The sequence below is a fragment of the Niveispirillum sp. genome (assembly GCF_017996735.1).
In the GTDB taxonomy this organism is placed as follows: Bacteria; Pseudomonadota; Alphaproteobacteria; order Azospirillales; family Azospirillaceae; genus Niveispirillum.
In genome coordinates this window covers 41,936-57,240 of record NZ_JAGOGJ010000034.1, presented here as the reverse complement: position 1 = coordinate 57,240, position 15,305 = coordinate 41,936, and the positions used below count along the sequence as shown (strand labels likewise).

Sequence of the window (15,305 nt, the reverse complement as noted above, 5' to 3'; positions counted from 1 at the left end):
TGACCCATGCGGGCCCTGCCGCTGAACATCGGAACCCTGCATTTCGTCGGTATCGGCGGCATCGGCATGTCCGGCATCGCCGAGGTGCTGCACAATCTGGGCTATGCCGTGCAGGGCAGCGACATGGCCGACAATTATAATGTCCAGCGCCTGCGCAAGCTGGGCATCAAGGTGGAGATCGGGCACCGGGGCGAAAACCTGGGCGACGCTGCCGTTCTGGTCATCTCGTCCGCTGTGAAGAAGGACAATCCGGAGGTCGTGGCGGCCCGCGCCGGCATGATCCCCGTGGTGCGCCGGGCCGAAATGCTGGCGGAGCTGATGCGCCTGAAATGGTCGATCGCGGTGGCCGGTACCCATGGCAAGACCACCACCACCAGCATGGTGGCGGCCCTGCTGGAAGGCGGGGCCATGGACCCGACCATCATCAATGGCGGCATCATCAATTCGCTGGGCACCAACGCCAAGCTGGGCAGCGGCGACTGGATGGTGGTGGAGGCCGATGAAAGCGATGGCACCTTCACCAAGCTTCCTTCCACCATCGGCATCGTCACCAACATGGACCCGGAGCATCTGGACCATTACGGGACGTTCGAGGAGGAGCGGAAGGCCTTCGACCGGTTTGTCGAGAATATCCCCTTCTATGGTTTTGCCGCCCTGTGCATCGACCATCCGGAGGTCCAGGCCATGCTGGGCCGGGTTGACCGCCGCGTGGTCACCTATGGGTTCAGCCCGCAGGCCGATGTGCGCGCCGTCAATATCGTGACCAACACATCGGGCTGCTATTACGACGTGGAACTGTCGGACCGCGCCGCGTCGGAGGCACGCACCATCACGGGCATCCATCTGCCCATGTATGGTCTGCACAATGTCCAGAATTCGCTGGCCGCCATCGCGGTCGCCATCAGCCTGGGCATCAGCGACGACAGCATCCGCACCTCCTACACCAGGTTCACGGGCGTGAAGCGCCGCTTCACCAAGACGGGCGAGAGCAACGGCATCGTTGTCATCGATGATTACGGCCACCATCCGGTCGAGATCGCCGCCGTGCTGAAGGCCGCGCGCATGGCCGGCACGGGCCGTACCATCGCGGTGGTGCAGCCCCACCGCTATTCCCGCCTGCAAAGCCTGTTCGCGGAATTCTGCACCTGTTTCAACGATGCCGACGCCGTCGTCGTGGCCGATGTCTATGCCGCCGGCGAGCAGCCGATCGAGGGCGCGTCGAAGGATGATCTGGTGGAAGGCCTGCGCGTGCGCGGCCACCGCAACGTCACGTCCCTGTCCAGCCCCGCCGCCCTGCCCAGCCTGATCGCCGAGATGGCCAAGCCCGGCGACATGGTGGTCTGCCTGGGCGCCGGCACCATCACGCAATGGGCCAACAGCCTGCCGGGCGAGTTGGACAAGCTGGCCACCCTGAACAAGGGGGGCGACTGACCATGGAACGGGTGCTGGATGGACAGGCGCTGACCGACCGGTTGCGGATGGCCGCCCCCGAGATCCGGGGACGGCTGACCGCGGACGCGCCGCTGGGCCCCGGCACCTGGTTCCGCGTGGGCGGCAAGGCGGAGGCCCTGTTCCGTCCGGCGGATGAGGACGACCTGTCCTATTTCCTGACCCATTGCCCGGCCGATGTGCCGGTGACGGTCATCGGCGTGGCCAGCAACCTGCTGGTCCGCGACGGGGGCGTGCCCGGCGTGGTCATCCGCCTGGGCGGGCCGTTCGCAGAGGTGATGGTCGAGGGCGACCGGATCATCGCGGGCGCCGGCGCCCTGGACCTGAACGTGGCGCTGACGGCGCAGGGCGCCGGGCTGGCCGGGCTGGAATTCCTGTCGGGCATTCCGGGCACCATTGGCGGTGCGGTGCGCATGAATGGCGGCGCCTATGGCGCGGAGACAGTGGATGTCATCGTGTCGGCGGACGGTATCGACCGGCGGGGGGTGAAGCGCAGCTACACGCTGGACGATCTGCACCTGACCTACCGCCATTGCGGCGTGCCCGACGATGTGATCTTCACCCGCGCCACCTTCCAGGGCCGGCCCGACGATCCTGCCGCCATCCAGGCCCGGATCGACGCCATCCAGCAGGCCCGCGCCGACAGCCAGCCCGTGCGCGCCCGCACCGGTGGCTCCACCTTCGCCAACCCCGAGGGACACAAGGCTTGGCAGTTGATCGATGCGGCCGGTTGTCGCGGATTGACCATCGGCGGCGCGCAGATCAGCGAGAAACATTGCAACTTCCTGCTGAACCTGGGTGACGCAACGGCCCACGATATCGAATCGCTCGGTGAGGAAGTCCGCGCCCGCGTGAAAGCGAAGAGTGGCGTTGATTTGCGCTGGGAAATACGGCGGATCGGACTACCCCGTTCGAATGGGGGTGAGTCATGAATGCCACCCTCGCTTTCAAATGTGAGTCTCCGTTGCAACAGGTGGCCAAGCCCCGAGTCGCTTTTTTAAAAGGCGTCGATTTTGGCGCTTGCAGGCCCTTTATCCGTCGCTTACACCGAATCTTGTGGGAAAGCTGGGGCCGCCCCACACCACATCTTGCGTTATCGCGAAAGTTGCCGGAAGGGCCGGCAGGGATGGCGACGCGTCACCACGCGTCCGCCAATGGGGGAACTGTTGTGATGGGTACGGAAATCCGTTCGAAGCATGTCGCCGTCCTGCTGGGCGGCTGGTCTGCGGAGCGGGAAGTGTCCCTGGTCAGCGGGTCCCGCATCGCCGAGGCATTGGAAAGCAAGGGCTACAAGGTCACCTGCATTGATGTGCAGCGCGACCTGGCTGGTCTGATCGCGGCCTTGACGCCCCATCCCGACGTCATTTTCAACGCCCTGCATGGCAAGGGCGGCGAGGATGGGTTGATCCAGGGTGTGCTGGAATATCTGGGCGTGCCCTATACCCATTCCGGCGTGATGGCCTCGGCCGTCGCCATGGACAAGGCCCTGACCAAGCGCATCCTGTCCACGGTCGGCATGCCCGTGGCCGATGGCGTGATCGCCACCAAGGAACAGGTGCTGGCCGGCCATGTCCTGCCGCCGCCCTATGTCGTGAAGCCGGTGGACGAAGGCTCCAGCGTCGGCGTGCGCATCGTGCGGGAGAACGACAATTTCACGGTGCTGGAGGAGGATAGCTGGGTCTATGGCCGCCGCGTGCTGGTGGAAAAGTTCATTCCCGGCCGTGAGCTGACCGTGGGTGTCATGGGCGACCGCGCCCTGACCGTGACGGAAATCGTGCCCAAGACCGCCTTTTACGATTACGAGGCGAAATACGCCGATGGCGGTTCCGTCCATGTCTGCCCCGCGGACATTCCGGCCGACGTGGCGGAGGAGGCCAAGCGTCTGGCGCTGCTGGCCCATCAGGTGCTGGGCTGTTCGGGCGTGTCGCGCACCGATTTCCGCTGGGATGATGCCAGGCCCGGCACGTCCGGCCTGTGCTTCCTGGAAACCAATACCCAGCCCGGCTTCACGCCGACCTCCCTGCTGCCCGAACAGGCGGCCTCGCTGGGCATCAGCTACGCCGATCTCTGCGCCTGGATAGTGGAGCATGCCCGATGCCACGCGTGACGCCGACAGCCCCCCCGACCACCAGCGATAATCCCCGCGCCCGCTTTGCGGAGACGCAGAAGCGCGCCACCCTGCGCGCCGCGCAGGAGGCGAACCGCCGCCGCGCCCTGCCGCGCTGGGCGGAGCCGGCCATGAAGATCGGCCGCCGGGCGGCGCCGGTGCTGGCGCTGGTGGCTGTCGGCGCCTGGGCCTGGGGTACCGGCTATGCCCAGATGCTGACCCATTCGGCGACGGAGAAGGTGCTGACGGCCAGTGTGGAAGCCGGCCTGTCGGTGCAGGATGTCACGGTCGTGGGACGGGAAAAGGCGGCACCGGCCGACCTGCTGGCGGCGCTGGAGGTGCATCGCGGCGCCCCCATCCTGGCCTTTGACCCGCATCACGCCCGCGCTGCGCTGGAGCAGATCCCCTGGGTGCGCCATGCGCGCGTCGAACGCCGCCTGCCCGACACCATCGCGCTGACCATCGTCGAGCGCGAGCCCATGGCCCTGTGGCAGCAGGACCGGCAGATGCGCCTGATCGATGCCGACGGCATCGTGCTGACGGCCAGCGACCTGTCCAAATGGCCCAACCTGCCGCTGCTGGTTGGCCCCGACGCGCCCAAGCGTGGCCCCGCCCTGCTGCACACCCTGGCCAAGGAACCCAGCATCGGCCAGTTGGTGGAGGCGGCGGTGCTGGTCGGCGGCCGCCGCTGGGACCTGCGCCTGAAGAACGGCGTCGATATCAAGCTGCCCGAGCATGACGTGGCCGAGGCGCTGCACCAACTGGCCATGGTCAATCAGACACACGATGTGCTGAACAAGGATGTGGTCGCCATCGACCTGCGCATCCGCGACCGGCTGTCGATCCAGACTTCCGCCGCTGCGGCCGATTTGCGCCGCAAGCCCCCCGAAAAGAAGCAGAAGACCTGAGGAAGCGGCGAACATGGCATTTCCCGGCGCCCTCAACACCCGAACCAAGTCCCGCAAGGTCCCCCGCGGCGGCACCATCGCCGCCCTGGATGTGGGGTCGAGCAAGATCGTCTGCTTCATCGCCAAGGTCGATGACCCCGGCAGCATCCGCGTGGTCGGCATCGGCCACCAGATCAGCCGTGGCGTGCGCTCCGGCGGCATCGTCGACATGGAAGCGGCGGAAGCCGCCATTGGCACCACCGTGCATGCGGCGGAAACCATGGCGGGGGAGCAGATCCGCGATGTGCTGGTCAGCCTGTCGGGCGGCCAGCCGGAGAGCCAGACCCTGATCGCGGAGACGGCCGTCACGGGGGCGGAGATCGGTGACGGCGATGTGCGCCGCGCCCTGGCCGAGGCGCGCAAGCTGGACGTATCGTCCGATGCGGAACTGATCCATTCCATCCCCGTCGGCTACGCCATTGACGGCACCAAGGGCATCCGCGATCCGCGCGGCATGGTGGGCGAGCGGCTGGGCGTGCGCATGAATGTGGTGACGGCTGCCGCCGGCCCTGTGCGCAACCTGTCCACCTGCGTCGGCCGCTGCCATCTGGGCGTCGAAAGCTTCGTGATGAGCCCCTATGCCGCCGGCCTGTCCTGCCTGGTGGAAGACGAGATGGAACTGGGCGTCACCGTCATCGACATGGGCGGCGGTACCACCAGCATGGCCGTGTTCAATGACGGCAAGATGGTCTGGTGCGACAGCATCCCACTGGGCGGCGGCCATGTCACCAACGACATCGCCCGTGGCCTGACCACGCCGGTGGCCCAGGCCGAGCGGCTGAAGACGCTGTTCGGTTCCGCCGTGTCCGCCGTGTCGGACGAGCGGGAGATGATCGACGTGCCCCAGGTGGGCGAGGAGGAACGCGGCCAGACCAACCATGTGCCGAAATCCCTCCTGGTCGGCATCATCCAGCCGCGCATGGAAGAGATTTTCGAACTGGTGCATGGGCGCCTGGACGGGTCCGGCTTCGCCAAGGCCGCCGGCCGGCGCGTGGTGCTGACCGGCGGCGCCAGCCAGCTTTCGGGTGTGCGCGAACTGGCCGCCAATGTGCTGGACAAGCAGGTGCGCCTGGGTCGTCCGCTGCGCATCGGCGGGCTGGCCACCAATGTTTCCGGCCCGGCCTTCGCGTCCGCCGCCGGTCTGCTGGCCTATGCCATGCAGCAGAACCACGAAATGCCGGCGCTGGCCCCGGCCCCTGAGAAATCAGCGGGCCTGTGGGGCCGCGTCAATGGCTGGCTCCGGGAGAATCTATGATGACCCGAAGACCCGGCCGCAGGCCCAGCGCCCGCCGATGACGGCAGCCAAAGCCTGAACCCAGACCGTTTACGTTCCTCCGCCGCCCTTCCCGAATTCCCCTCCCCCGCCAGAGGAGTCCCGCCAGATGAGCATCAAACTCGGTATCCCCAGCGTCGAAGTGCAGACCAAGCCCCGCATCACCGTCTTCGGTGTCGGCGGTGCCGGTGGCAACGCCGTCAACAACATGATCCGTTCCAACCTGGAAGGGGTCGAGTTCGTGGTGGCCAACACCGACGCGCAGGCCCTGCAGGGCAATCTGGCCTCCAAGCGGGTGCAGCTTGGCTCCACCATCACCCGCGGCCTGGGTGCCGGGTCGCGCCCCGATGTGGGCCGCGCTGCCGCTGAAGAGCAGTTGGAAGAGATCCTGGGCCATCTGTCGGGCACCAACATGTGCTTCATCACCGCCGGCATGGGCGGTGGCACGGGCACCGGTGCCGCTCCCGTCATCGCCCGGGCGGCGCGTGAACAGGGCATCCTGACCGTCGGCGTGGTGACCAAGCCCTTCAATTTCGAAGGCGCGCACCGCATGCGTACCGCTGAAAGCGGTATCTCCGAGCTGGCGCAGTATGTCGATACGCTGCTGATCATCCCGAACCAGAACCTGTTCCGCATCGCCAACGAGAAGACGACCTTCGCCGACGCCTTCAAGATGGCCGACGACGTACTGCATGCAGGCGTGCGCGGCGTGACCGACCTGATGGTCATGCCCGGCCTGATCAACCTGGACTTCGCCGACATCCGCACGGTCATGAGCGAGATGGGCAAGGCCATGATGGGCACCGGCGAGTCCGACAGCGACCGCCGCGCCATCGATGCCGCCGAAGCCGCCATCAACAACCCGCTGCTGGACGATATCAGCATGAAGGGTGCCCGCGGCGTGCTGATCAACATCACGGGCGGTCACGACATGACCCTGTTCGAGGTGGACGAGGCCGCGAACCGCATCCGTGACGAGGTCGACCCCGAAGCCAACATCATCTTCGGCTCCACCTTCGACGAGACCATGTCCGGCAAGATGCGGGTTTCCGTCGTCGCCACCGGCATCGACAATGCCGTGCAGCAGCGTCCGCCGGTGGGCCAGCCGCAGTTGCAGGTCGTGTCGGGCCGCCGCGTCGCCCCGGTTCCGGCCACCGCCACCGGTGCCGCCGCCAGCATCCCGGCCGCCCCCGCCAATCCAATCCCGGCCCGCCCGGCCTTGCAGCCGGCGGCCATTCCCGGTGCCGCCGCGGCCTTCGCCCCGATGACGCCCGCCCCCATGCCGGGCGCGGCCGTTGCCGAGGCCCAGCACCCCGTGGTGGAAGCACCCGCCGCCGAGGTGCAGGCCGCAGCGGCCATGGCGGCCGCCACCGCACCGCAGCCGGCCCCCGCCATGGCCGGGCAGGAACTGCGCCCCTCGGACATGCGTCCGGCCGCTCCGCCCCGCCGCGACGATGCCTTCATCCCGCCGCGTGCGGCCGAGGGCGCGCCGCGCAGCAACCAGCCGACGGCACCGGAGCGATTCGTGCCGCCGGCACCGCAGCCTGAAAAGCGCGGCCTGTTCTCCAAGCTGTTCGGCGGTGGCAGCCCGCAGCCGGCCCCGGCCGCCCCGCGCATGCCGGCCCCGGCACCGCAACCGGCGCCGCAGTTCCACAGCCAGGCCCGCCAGCCCGCCCCGGCGCCGCAGCCGGCAGCCCATGCCGAGCCCGCACCGCGCGCCAAGGCGACCCCCAGCGAGGAGGAAATGCTGGATATCCCGGCCTTCCTGCGTCGTCAGGCCAACTGAAAATGGCGTTCCGGGTCCTTGCCGGCGGAGGTGAAGGACTCGTGAACTTCGTTCAGTATCAAACACTTATCGCACTGCACAAGGGGCCGGTCCGGCGGGGACCGGCCCTTTCCCTTTTGGGTCCCGCCACATTTCCGTCAAAATTGTGAAGGGGTTTCAGGTACTTACCAATGTGTTTCGTAACAATTGGTAATAAAGAGTGATTTGAACCTGGACAGGGCTTCTGGCATTTTCATGCTGCGGAGATCAGCGGCACCGCATTGCAGCGCAGGTGGGATGGCGTTGCGCCCTATAACCGACCCTGTACGAAATCGGGATCGGTCATGTGGGTCCGGCTGCTGGCTTTTCGCATCAGGGGGCGTTACTGTCGATCTCATGGAAAGGGACAAGCCCATGTCCTGGCAACAGACGCTCAAGAGCACCATCAACTGCGCCGGCATCGGTCTCCACTCGGGACGCCGCGTCCGCATGACCTTGCGGCCTGCCCCGGTTGACCATGGCATCACCTTCATCCGCACCGATGTGCCCGCCGACCGCGCCGCCATCCCGGCCCGCTGGGATCTGGTGTCGGATACGCGTCTGTGTACCCTGCTGAAGAACCAGCAGGGCACCACCATCGGCACCATCGAGCATCTGATGGCGGCCCTGCGCGGGCTGAACATCGACAATGTCGTGGTGGAAGTGGACGCGCCGGAATTGCCCATCATGGATGGCAGTTCGGCCCCCTTCGTTTTCCTGATCGAATGTGCCGGCATCCAGCAGCAGGAACAGCCCCGCCGCGTGATCCGGGTCCTGAAGGATGTGCGCGTTCAGGATGGCGACAAGATCGTCAGCCTGTCACCGTCCCCGGTCAGCAGCTTCCGGGCCGAGATCGTGTATGAGAACACGGCCCTGATCCGCCGTCAGGAAGGTTTCCTGCGACTGACCGATGGCGCCTTCAAGGCAGAGGTGGCCGATTGCCGGACCTTCGGCTTCGCGCATGAGGTCGAAGCGATGCGCAAGGCCGGCCTGGGTCAGGGCGGTTCGCTGGACAATGCCGTGGTCATCGAGGGGGATCGGGTGCTGAATCCCGGCGGCCTGCGCCATACGGACGAGTTCATCCGCCATAAGATCCTGGACGCCGTTGGCGACCTGTATCTGGCCGGTGGCCCGATCCTGGGGCATTACCAGGGCCTGCGTCCGGGCCATGCCATGAATAATGGCATCCTGCGGGCCATGTTCGCCGACGCCACCGCCTGGCGCTGGGAAGATGCCGAGGTCTGGGACAACCGCGCCGCAGTGGCGTAATACCCGCGGCCTTCAATCCCGACAGATCGGGGTTGAAGGCGTCGACGGCATGCACAGAGGCGCCGGTGATCCCGGCGCCTTTTTTCACGGGACTGTCACTGGACTGGCCGCCGCCGTCGGGCACAATCACCCTCGTTCCGAAGGTGAGCAATGTCGCGACGGCCCTATCCCAGCCTGCTACCCGCCCGCCTTCGGGGCCTGGCCACGGCTTGCCTGACGCTGCTGCTGGCCGCCACCATGGTGCATGCCGATAAAGCCCCTGAAGGCATTGCATCTACGGTGCGGCTGACCAGCCTTGACTGGCCGCCTTTCAGCGGCCCCGACCTGCCCAACCGCGGCCTGTCGACCGCCATTGTCGAACGCACCCTGGCGCGGGCCGGCCTGATGCTGGAGGTGGAGTTCCTGCCCTGGCAGCGCGCCGTCACCACCGGATTGAAGGCGCAGGGCCGTGCCGGTTATTTCCCGGAATACCGCACCGCCGCCCTGGACCAGGGCCAATGCCTGCTGTCCAACCCCATCGGCAGCAGCCCCCTGGGCTTTGCCGAGCGGGTGGCGGCACCCGTGGACTGGCGGGGACTGGCCGACCTTGCGGGCAGGCGCATCGGCACCGTGCGCGGCTATGTCAATACAGACGGTTTCGACCGCGCGGTCGCCGACGGGCGCCTGATCGCGGAGCCGGCGGTGGACGATGCCACCAACCTGCGCAAGCTGGCGGCCGGGCGTCTGGATCTGGTGGTGATCGACGCCAATGTGCTGGCCCATCTCCTGTCCACCGACCCGGCCCTGCGACCCTTGCGCGCGGCTCTGCGCTTCAATCCCCGGCTGCTGGAGGACAAGAGCCTGCATGTCTGTTTCCGGCCCGGTGCGGAAGGCGAGGCGCTGCGCCGCCGTTTCAACCGGGCCCTGGCCCACGATCGGCCGGAGTCCGTGCTGGAAGCCAGCCGCCCGCCGCCATAGCGATAGGCGACGGGTCCCGTCGCCGCCATGGTTCCGCCAGGATTCACCCCCATCTTCCGCGAAAAGCGCCTTTCGGTGCCTGCGTGTGACGTTTGCCGCTTGGCGGTCGCGGTCCCGTGCGTGCTATAAGGCATCCCGCATTCATGCTTGCTGCTTGGTTGTCCTTGCCGATGCTCCGCACCGAACGTCCGAACCGCCGCGCCCGTGTCCTCCGCCATCTGGCGCCGGTCGCCCTTATGTTCCTCGCCGCCTGCTCGGGCAAGAAGGACGAGTTGCCTTATGTCGAGCGGCCGGTCGAACAGATCTATTCGGAGGCGTCCAACGCCATCGACAACCGCAACTACACGAAGGCGGCGCTGCTGTTCGACGAGGTCGAGCGCCAGCACCCCTACAGCCAATGGGCCGTGCGCGCGCAGTTGATGGCCGCCTATTCGCATTATCAGGCCCTGCGCTATGATGACGCCATCACCACGCTCGACCGCTTCATCGCGCTGCACCCCGGCAACCGCAATGCCGCCTATGCCTTCTATCTGAAGGCATTGTGCAATTACGAACGGATCAGCGACGTGCGCCGCGACCAGGGCACGACGTATGAGGCGCTGAAGAACCTGAACGAAGTGGTCCGCCGCTTCCCCACCAGCCCCTATGCCCGCGATGCGCGGTTGAAGATCGACCTGACCCGCGATCATCTGGCCGGCAAGGACATGGAGGTCGGGCGCTTCTATCTGGCGACCGGCGAGTATATGGGCGCCATCAAGCGCTTCCGCCGCGTCATCGACGAATATCAGGCGACCAGCCATGTGCCGGAGGCCCTGCACCGTCTGGTCGAATCCTATCTGGCGCTGGGCATCCGGGAAGAGGCGCAGGCCAATGCCGCCCTGCTGGGCCATAATTATCCCGGTTCCGTCTGGTACCAGTACACCTATGCCTTGATGAACCGCAGCGAACGCGGCGAGAAGCCGTCCCTGTTCCAGCGGGCCGTCGACTGGCTGTTCTGATGTGCGATCCACGCTTCTACCAGGTGGTTTGAAGCGTGGATCACCCGGCCCCCCTTAAGCTCCCCTTCCCCAATTCCCCGGCGCTGCCATGCTTGTCACCCTGTCGATCCGCGACGTTGTCCTGATCGAACGCCTGACGCTGGCGTTCCAGCCGGGCCTGTGTGTGCTGACGGGGGAAACGGGCGCCGGCAAGTCGATCCTGCTGGATGCGCTGGGTCTGGCACTGGGCGCGCGCGGCGACAGTTCGCTGGTCCGCCATGGCAGCGAACAGGCCAGCGTCACGGCCGAGTTCGACCTGGGCCGGCGTGGCGACCATCCCGCCTTCGCCATCCTGCGTGAGCAGGAACTGGAGGTGGAGGATAATCTGGTCATCCGCCGCACCCTGACCAGTGACGGCCGCTCCCGCTGTTTCGTGAATGACCAGCCGGTGGGCGTCACCCTGCTGCGCCGGCTGGGCGAAACGCTGGTGGAGGTGCATGGCCAGTTCGACACCCATGGTCTTCTGGACCCCCGCACCCACCGTGACCTGCTGGATGATTACGCCCAGTTGTCGGTGCAAGGGCAGAAGGTGGCGGCATCCTGGCGGGCCTGGCGGCAGGTGGAACAGGCAAGGCTGACGGCCGCGGCCGATGCCAATCGCGCGCGCGCCGAAGAGGATTATCTGCGCCACGCCGTGGAGGAACTGGACCAGCTGTCCCCCGAGGAGGGCGAGGAAAAGTCCCTGGCCGAACAGCGCGTCGTGCTTCAGCACCGCGAGAAACTGATCGAGAGCCTGACCCAGGCGTCCACCGAACTGTCGGGTGAACGCGGCGCCGAACGCGCCCTGGCATCGGCGCTCCGCACCCTGTCGCGCATCGCGGACAAGGCCGGCGGCAAGCTGGACCCCATCATCTCCGTCCTGGATCAGGCGGCCAGCGAAGTGGGAGACGCGTCACGCGCCATCCAGGGCTTTGCCGCCGACATGGACAGCGACGGCGGCAACCTGGACAAGATCGAGGAGCGGCTGTTCGCCCTGCGCGCCGCCGCGCGCAAGCATGGCACCGACGTGGACGGCCTTGTCGCCCTGCGCACCGCCATGGCGGCCAAGCTGAACCTGATCGAGGATCAGGGCGATCTCCTGTCCAAGCTGGCGACCCAGGCGGAAACAGCCAAGGCCGCCTATCTGGAGGCCGCGCGCGCCCTGTCCGCCGCCCGGTCCAAGGCCGCCGGCAAGCTGGACCAGGCGGTGGCGGCCGAACTGAAGCCCCTGCGCCTGGAGAAGGCCCGTTTCGCCACAAAGGTGGAACAGGTGGGCGAGGATGGGTGGAGCGCGTCGGGCATCGACGACATCGCCTTCCAGGTGGCCACCAACCCCGGCACCCCGCCAGGGGCCCTGGCCAAGATCGCGTCGGGCGGCGAACTGGCGCGCTTCATGCTGGCGCTGAAGGTGGTGCTGGCGCAGGTGGGCACCGTGCCGACCCTGGTGTTCGATGAGGTTGATACCGGCGTCGGCGGGGCCGTGGCCGATGCCATCGGCGAACGTCTGGCCCGGCTGGGCCAGCATGACCTGCAGGTGCTGGTCGTCACCCACAGCCCGCAGGTCGCGGCGCGCGGCGCCCATCACTGGAACGTGCGCAAGAAGGTCAGCGCCGGCCGCACGGCCACAGAGGTGGTTGCCCTGTCCCCGCAGGAGCGGCTGGAAGAGGTTGCCCGCATGCTGTCGGGGGCGGAGATCACCCAGGCGGCGCGCGCGGCGGCGGAAAGCCTGCTGGCCGGGCGGGGATGAACCCGTAACCCTATGGCGCGATGATCCCCAGTTGGATCGCCATGGCGATGGCGTGGAACTTGTTGTGAACGCCCAGCTTCTGCATGGCGTTTTCCATGTGGAACTTCACCGTCCGGTCAGAAATGGTCAGGATGATGGCGGTTTCCGCGATGGTCTTTCCCCGGCAGGCCCACAGCAGACAGTCACGTTCACGGCCCGTCAGGGGCGGGGGCGGCGTCACTCCCTCGCGCACGCCGCGCAGGGCCAGGGCCTTCTCGTGATAGGCCAGCGCCACCAGCCGCAGCCAACTGGGCACCGATAGTCCCATTTCCGCCGGCCGCTGCGTCCAATAAAGCGACAGCAAGGAGGAGGCGGGCCGGCCGGCCGCGTCGAGCGCGTGGACCGGCAGCACGTACCCCTCCGTGTAGCCATGGTCGTACGCGCTCTCCAGCACCTGTCGCTGTCGGCTGGCACGGCCAACTGACGATGTCAGGGAGAATTCGGGAAGATCGGACCAGCGGAAAGGGGCGTTCGTGGTGGCGGCGCGGTTGAAGACGGGATCGTGCAGGATGAACCCCTCGTCCTGATAGGTCCGGGCGAAATCCGTCCTGACGCTGGTCTGGAAAAAGGGCAGCACTTCGCCGCTGCGCAACCCGCGCACATCCACATAGCTGAAACTGGCGAAACCCAGCCGCCGGCAGAGGGACAGGAACACGCCGTGAAGCCGGTCCAGATTGTCGCAGGCCTGTATGTCGCCAAGAGCGTTGTCCAATGTCGGCATTCAAGCACGCGGCAGTTCCGGGGAAACAGCAGGATACAGCCAGCAGCCCCTGTCTGAACAGACAGTGTCGGACGGCGTTGAACTCTGGCCTACTGGGTCACCATGTCAACGAAACGCCAGCACCATGATAACGACGACGCCACGGCGGGCCTTGCCGCCCACCAGGGACTTCACCTGACCCCGGCCACGCCGAACGCGCCGTGCCAGCAGCGCTCCTTCCTGATTGATGGGGAGATGCAGACGGTCCGTCTGCCGCCCGACCTCTGGATGGCGCTGGACGACATCGGCCGGGTGGAAGCCGTGATGGTGGCCTTCATTGTTGAACAGGTGGCACAACATTGCCGGCCGCGCGCCAGTCTGGCGTCGGCCCTACGCAGCTTCATCCTGGCTTTTTATCGCCAGGATTGAAGACGGGTGGAGCGGACCGGGCCGGTCCCACCCCGGGCCGCCCCCGACGGATGGGCAGGCCCGGTCCGCTCCCCTGGACATGCCATCGGCCAATGTTTGACCGATGGTATCCGCGCCGCCTGGCGCGGCGGCGGCCCATGCCGCCGAAGCCTTTAATCCCGAACCTTCGGGATTAAAGGCTGCTGGTATCACAGGTTCTTCAGGACATATTCGGCGCTCGACACCTCGAAGGCGCCGGGCTTTTCCACGTCCAGACGGGTGATCACGCCATCATCCGCCACCAGGGCGAAGCGCTGGCCGCGATGACCCAGATTATAGGCCGTGCCGTCCATTTCCAGACCCAGGGCCTTGGTCAGGGCGCCATTACCGTCGGGCAGCATGGTGACCTTGCCGGCGACATTGTTGACCTTGCCCCAGGCCTGCATCACGAACGGATCGTTCACGGCCAGGCAGACGATATCCTCGACGCCCTTGGCCTTGAAGGCTTCGGCATTGTCCACGAAGCCCGGCAGGTGCTTGGCCGAGCAGGTGGGGGTGAAGGCACCGGGAACGGAGAACAGGACGACCTTCTTGCCCTTGAACAGGTCGTCGGTGCTCACCTCCTGCATGCCGGATTCGGTCAGGTGCTTCAGAGTGACCGACGGGACGCGGTCGCCAACCTTCACGCTCATCTGCTTGTCCTCCCCATGGGGATTGTTGACGCAAAACATATGGGCCGTTTCTAGGCCACCCCTGGCCCCGCGACAAGCAAAACGGCGCATGTCGAAAAACCGCCCCAGCGGCAACGGCGGCTGCTATGATCATGTTCCCCAACGACAGCCTGTCATCCGCCCATGCCGCAGCCCCAGAAGAAGCCCCTGACCTCGCTCACCGGCCATCTGCTGATCGCAATGCCGCAGATGCCGGACCCCCGGTTTGAAAAAACCGTGATCTATATCTGCGCCCACAATGCGGATGGGGCCATGGGCCTTGTGGTGAACCGGCTTTTCGACGGGATCAGCTTCACCAGCCTTCTCCACCAGTTGGATATCGATGTGACCAGCCCGGCGCGGGAGCTGCGGGTGCATTTCGGCGGGCCGGTCGAATCGGGGCGCGGCTTTGTCCTGCACAGTCCTGACTATAATCAGGAAGGCAGCATGCCGGTGGACGATCAGGTGACCTTGACCGCCACAATCGACATTCTGCGTGCCGTGGCCGAAGGACAGGGGCCGGAACGGGCCATCCTGGCGCTGGGCTATGCCGGCTGGGGTCCCGGACAGTTGGACCAGGAGATGCAGCAGAATGGCTGGCTGCATGCGCCGGCCGACAGCGCCATCCTGTTCGATGCCGACCTGGACGGCAAATGGGAACGCGCCCTGGCCAAGCTGGGCATCAACCTGTCCATGCTGTCATCGGATATCGGCCACGCCTGAACAGGCCGCCACCCGCCCGCCGATCCGTGCCATGTTGGGCCCTGCCCAACACAGGCCCGGCTTTGGTCCAAGTCCCGCCGCAATCGCAGGCTTGGATGATGTGGGGTCGCCGGCCTTGAATGCCGGCGGAAACATCTGGGAATGAGAGATCAAGAG

General features: G+C 66.5%; 14 protein-coding genes. 12 read left to right on the top strand and 2 right to left on the bottom strand.

Annotated elements, in window-relative coordinates; all coding sequences use genetic code 11:
• Positions 1 to 6 precede the first annotated feature (6 nt).
• The 10 genes from murC to recN all read left to right on the top strand — a co-directional run bounded on the left by murC (position 7) and on the right by recN (position 12,569).
• Positions 7 to 1,431, top strand: coding sequence for a UDP-N-acetylmuramate--L-alanine ligase (murC, locus tag KBA48_RS13200; RefSeq protein ID WP_292907024.1), 1,425 nt, complete (start codon positions 7 to 9; stop codon positions 1,429 to 1,431).
• Between the two features lie 2 nt (positions 1,432 to 1,433).
• Positions 1,434 to 2,381 carry a UDP-N-acetylmuramate dehydrogenase gene (murB, locus tag KBA48_RS13195; RefSeq protein WP_292907022.1) on the top strand — a complete coding sequence of 316 codons (948 nt, stop codon included), beginning with the start codon at positions 1,434 to 1,436 and terminating at the stop codon, positions 2,379 to 2,381.
• 239 nt (positions 2,382 to 2,620) lie between these two features.
• Positions 2,621 to 3,556 (top strand): D-alanine--D-alanine ligase, encoded by a 936-nt coding sequence (locus KBA48_RS13190; RefSeq protein WP_292907020.1) that lies wholly within the window; start codon positions 2,621 to 2,623, stop codon positions 3,554 to 3,556.
• Positions 3,544 to 4,464, top strand: coding sequence for a cell division protein FtsQ/DivIB (locus KBA48_RS13185; protein ID WP_292907018.1), 921 nt, complete (start codon positions 3,544 to 3,546; stop codon positions 4,462 to 4,464). Before KBA48_RS13190 ends, KBA48_RS13185 begins: the two co-directional genes overlap by 13 nt.
• A 13-nt stretch (positions 4,465 to 4,477) precedes the next feature.
• Positions 4,478 to 5,758, top strand: coding sequence for a cell division protein FtsA (ftsA, locus tag KBA48_RS13180; protein WP_292907016.1), 1,281 nt, complete (start codon positions 4,478 to 4,480; stop codon positions 5,756 to 5,758).
• Between the two features lie 127 nt (positions 5,759 to 5,885).
• Positions 5,886 to 7,562, top strand: a complete 1,677-nt coding sequence (gene ftsZ, locus KBA48_RS13175) for a cell division protein FtsZ (RefSeq protein ID WP_292907014.1) — start codon at positions 5,886 to 5,888, stop codon at positions 7,560 to 7,562.
• Positions 7,563 to 7,955: 393 nt separating this feature from the next.
• Positions 7,956 to 8,849 carry a UDP-3-O-acyl-N-acetylglucosamine deacetylase gene (lpxC, locus tag KBA48_RS13170; RefSeq protein WP_292907012.1) on the top strand — a complete coding sequence of 298 codons (894 nt, stop codon included), beginning with the start codon at positions 7,956 to 7,958 and terminating at the stop codon, positions 8,847 to 8,849.
• A 150-nt stretch (positions 8,850 to 8,999) separates the two neighbouring features.
• Positions 9,000 to 9,806 (top strand): ABC transporter substrate-binding protein, encoded by an 807-nt coding sequence (locus tag KBA48_RS13165; protein WP_292907010.1) that lies wholly within the window; start codon positions 9,000 to 9,002, stop codon positions 9,804 to 9,806.
• Positions 9,807 to 10,042: 236 nt separating this feature from the next.
• Complete coding sequence (locus KBA48_RS13160; protein ID WP_292907028.1) at positions 10,043 to 10,804, top strand: outer membrane protein assembly factor BamD; 762 nt, start codon at positions 10,043 to 10,045, stop codon at positions 10,802 to 10,804.
• Positions 10,805 to 10,892: 88 nt separating this feature from the next.
• The gene (gene recN / locus KBA48_RS13155) at positions 10,893 to 12,569 is read left to right on the top strand and encodes a DNA repair protein RecN (RefSeq protein ID WP_292907008.1); all 1,677 of its coding nucleotides are present in this window, start codon (positions 10,893 to 10,895) and stop codon (positions 12,567 to 12,569) included.
• Between the two features lie 10 nt (positions 12,570 to 12,579).
• Here the strand turns inward: recN and KBA48_RS13150 are convergent, their stop codons facing one another.
• Entirely contained in the window at positions 12,580 to 13,329 is a 750-nt protein-coding gene (locus KBA48_RS13150) for a LuxR family transcriptional regulator (RefSeq protein WP_292907006.1), read from the bottom strand.
• A 102-nt stretch (positions 13,330 to 13,431) separates the two neighbouring features.
• On the opposite strand from KBA48_RS13150, the gene KBA48_RS13145 reads away from it, so the two are divergent.
• Complete coding sequence (locus KBA48_RS13145; RefSeq protein WP_292907004.1) at positions 13,432 to 13,737, top strand: ribbon-helix-helix domain-containing protein; 306 nt, start codon at positions 13,432 to 13,434, stop codon at positions 13,735 to 13,737.
• A 188-nt stretch (positions 13,738 to 13,925) separates the two neighbouring features.
• Here KBA48_RS13145 and KBA48_RS13140 read toward each other — a convergent pair whose 3' ends face one another.
• Positions 13,926 to 14,408, bottom strand: coding sequence for a peroxiredoxin (locus KBA48_RS13140; RefSeq protein WP_292907002.1), 483 nt, complete (start codon positions 14,406 to 14,408; stop codon positions 13,926 to 13,928).
• Between the two features lie 162 nt (positions 14,409 to 14,570).
• Here KBA48_RS13140 and KBA48_RS13135 point away from each other — a divergent pair, with 162 nt between their 5' ends.
• On the top strand, positions 14,571 to 15,149 hold the full coding sequence (locus KBA48_RS13135) for a YqgE/AlgH family protein (RefSeq protein ID WP_292907000.1): 579 nt from the start codon (positions 14,571 to 14,573) through the stop codon (positions 15,147 to 15,149).
• Positions 15,150 to 15,305: the final 156 nt, after the last annotated feature.

Coding starts and splice junctions, on each gene's coding strand:
- murC (WP_292907024.1), top strand. CDS start 7: ATGCGGGCCCTGCCGCTGAACATCGGAACCCTGCATTTCGTCGGTATC.
- murB (WP_292907022.1), top strand. CDS start 1,434: ATGGAACGGGTGCTGGATGGACAGGCGCTGACCGACCGGTTGCGGATG.
- KBA48_RS13190 (WP_292907020.1), top strand. CDS start 2,621: ATGGGTACGGAAATCCGTTCGAAGCATGTCGCCGTCCTGCTGGGCGGC.
- KBA48_RS13185 (WP_292907018.1), top strand. CDS start 3,544: ATGCCACGCGTGACGCCGACAGCCCCCCCGACCACCAGCGATAATCCC.
- ftsA (WP_292907016.1), top strand. CDS start 4,478: ATGGCATTTCCCGGCGCCCTCAACACCCGAACCAAGTCCCGCAAGGTC.
- ftsZ (WP_292907014.1), top strand. CDS start 5,886: ATGAGCATCAAACTCGGTATCCCCAGCGTCGAAGTGCAGACCAAGCCC.
- lpxC (WP_292907012.1), top strand. CDS start 7,956: ATGTCCTGGCAACAGACGCTCAAGAGCACCATCAACTGCGCCGGCATC.
- KBA48_RS13165 (WP_292907010.1), top strand. CDS start 9,000: ATGTCGCGACGGCCCTATCCCAGCCTGCTACCCGCCCGCCTTCGGGGC.
- KBA48_RS13160 (WP_292907028.1), top strand. CDS start 10,043: ATGTTCCTCGCCGCCTGCTCGGGCAAGAAGGACGAGTTGCCTTATGTC.
- recN (WP_292907008.1), top strand. CDS start 10,893: ATGCTTGTCACCCTGTCGATCCGCGACGTTGTCCTGATCGAACGCCTG.
- KBA48_RS13150 (WP_292907006.1), bottom strand. CDS start 13,329: ATGCCGACATTGGACAACGCTCTTGGCGACATACAGGCCTGCGACAAT.
- KBA48_RS13145 (WP_292907004.1), top strand. CDS start 13,432: ATGTCAACGAAACGCCAGCACCATGATAACGACGACGCCACGGCGGGC.
- KBA48_RS13140 (WP_292907002.1), bottom strand. CDS start 14,408: ATGAGCGTGAAGGTTGGCGACCGCGTCCCGTCGGTCACTCTGAAGCAC.
- KBA48_RS13135 (WP_292907000.1), top strand. CDS start 14,571: ATGCCGCAGCCCCAGAAGAAGCCCCTGACCTCGCTCACCGGCCATCTG.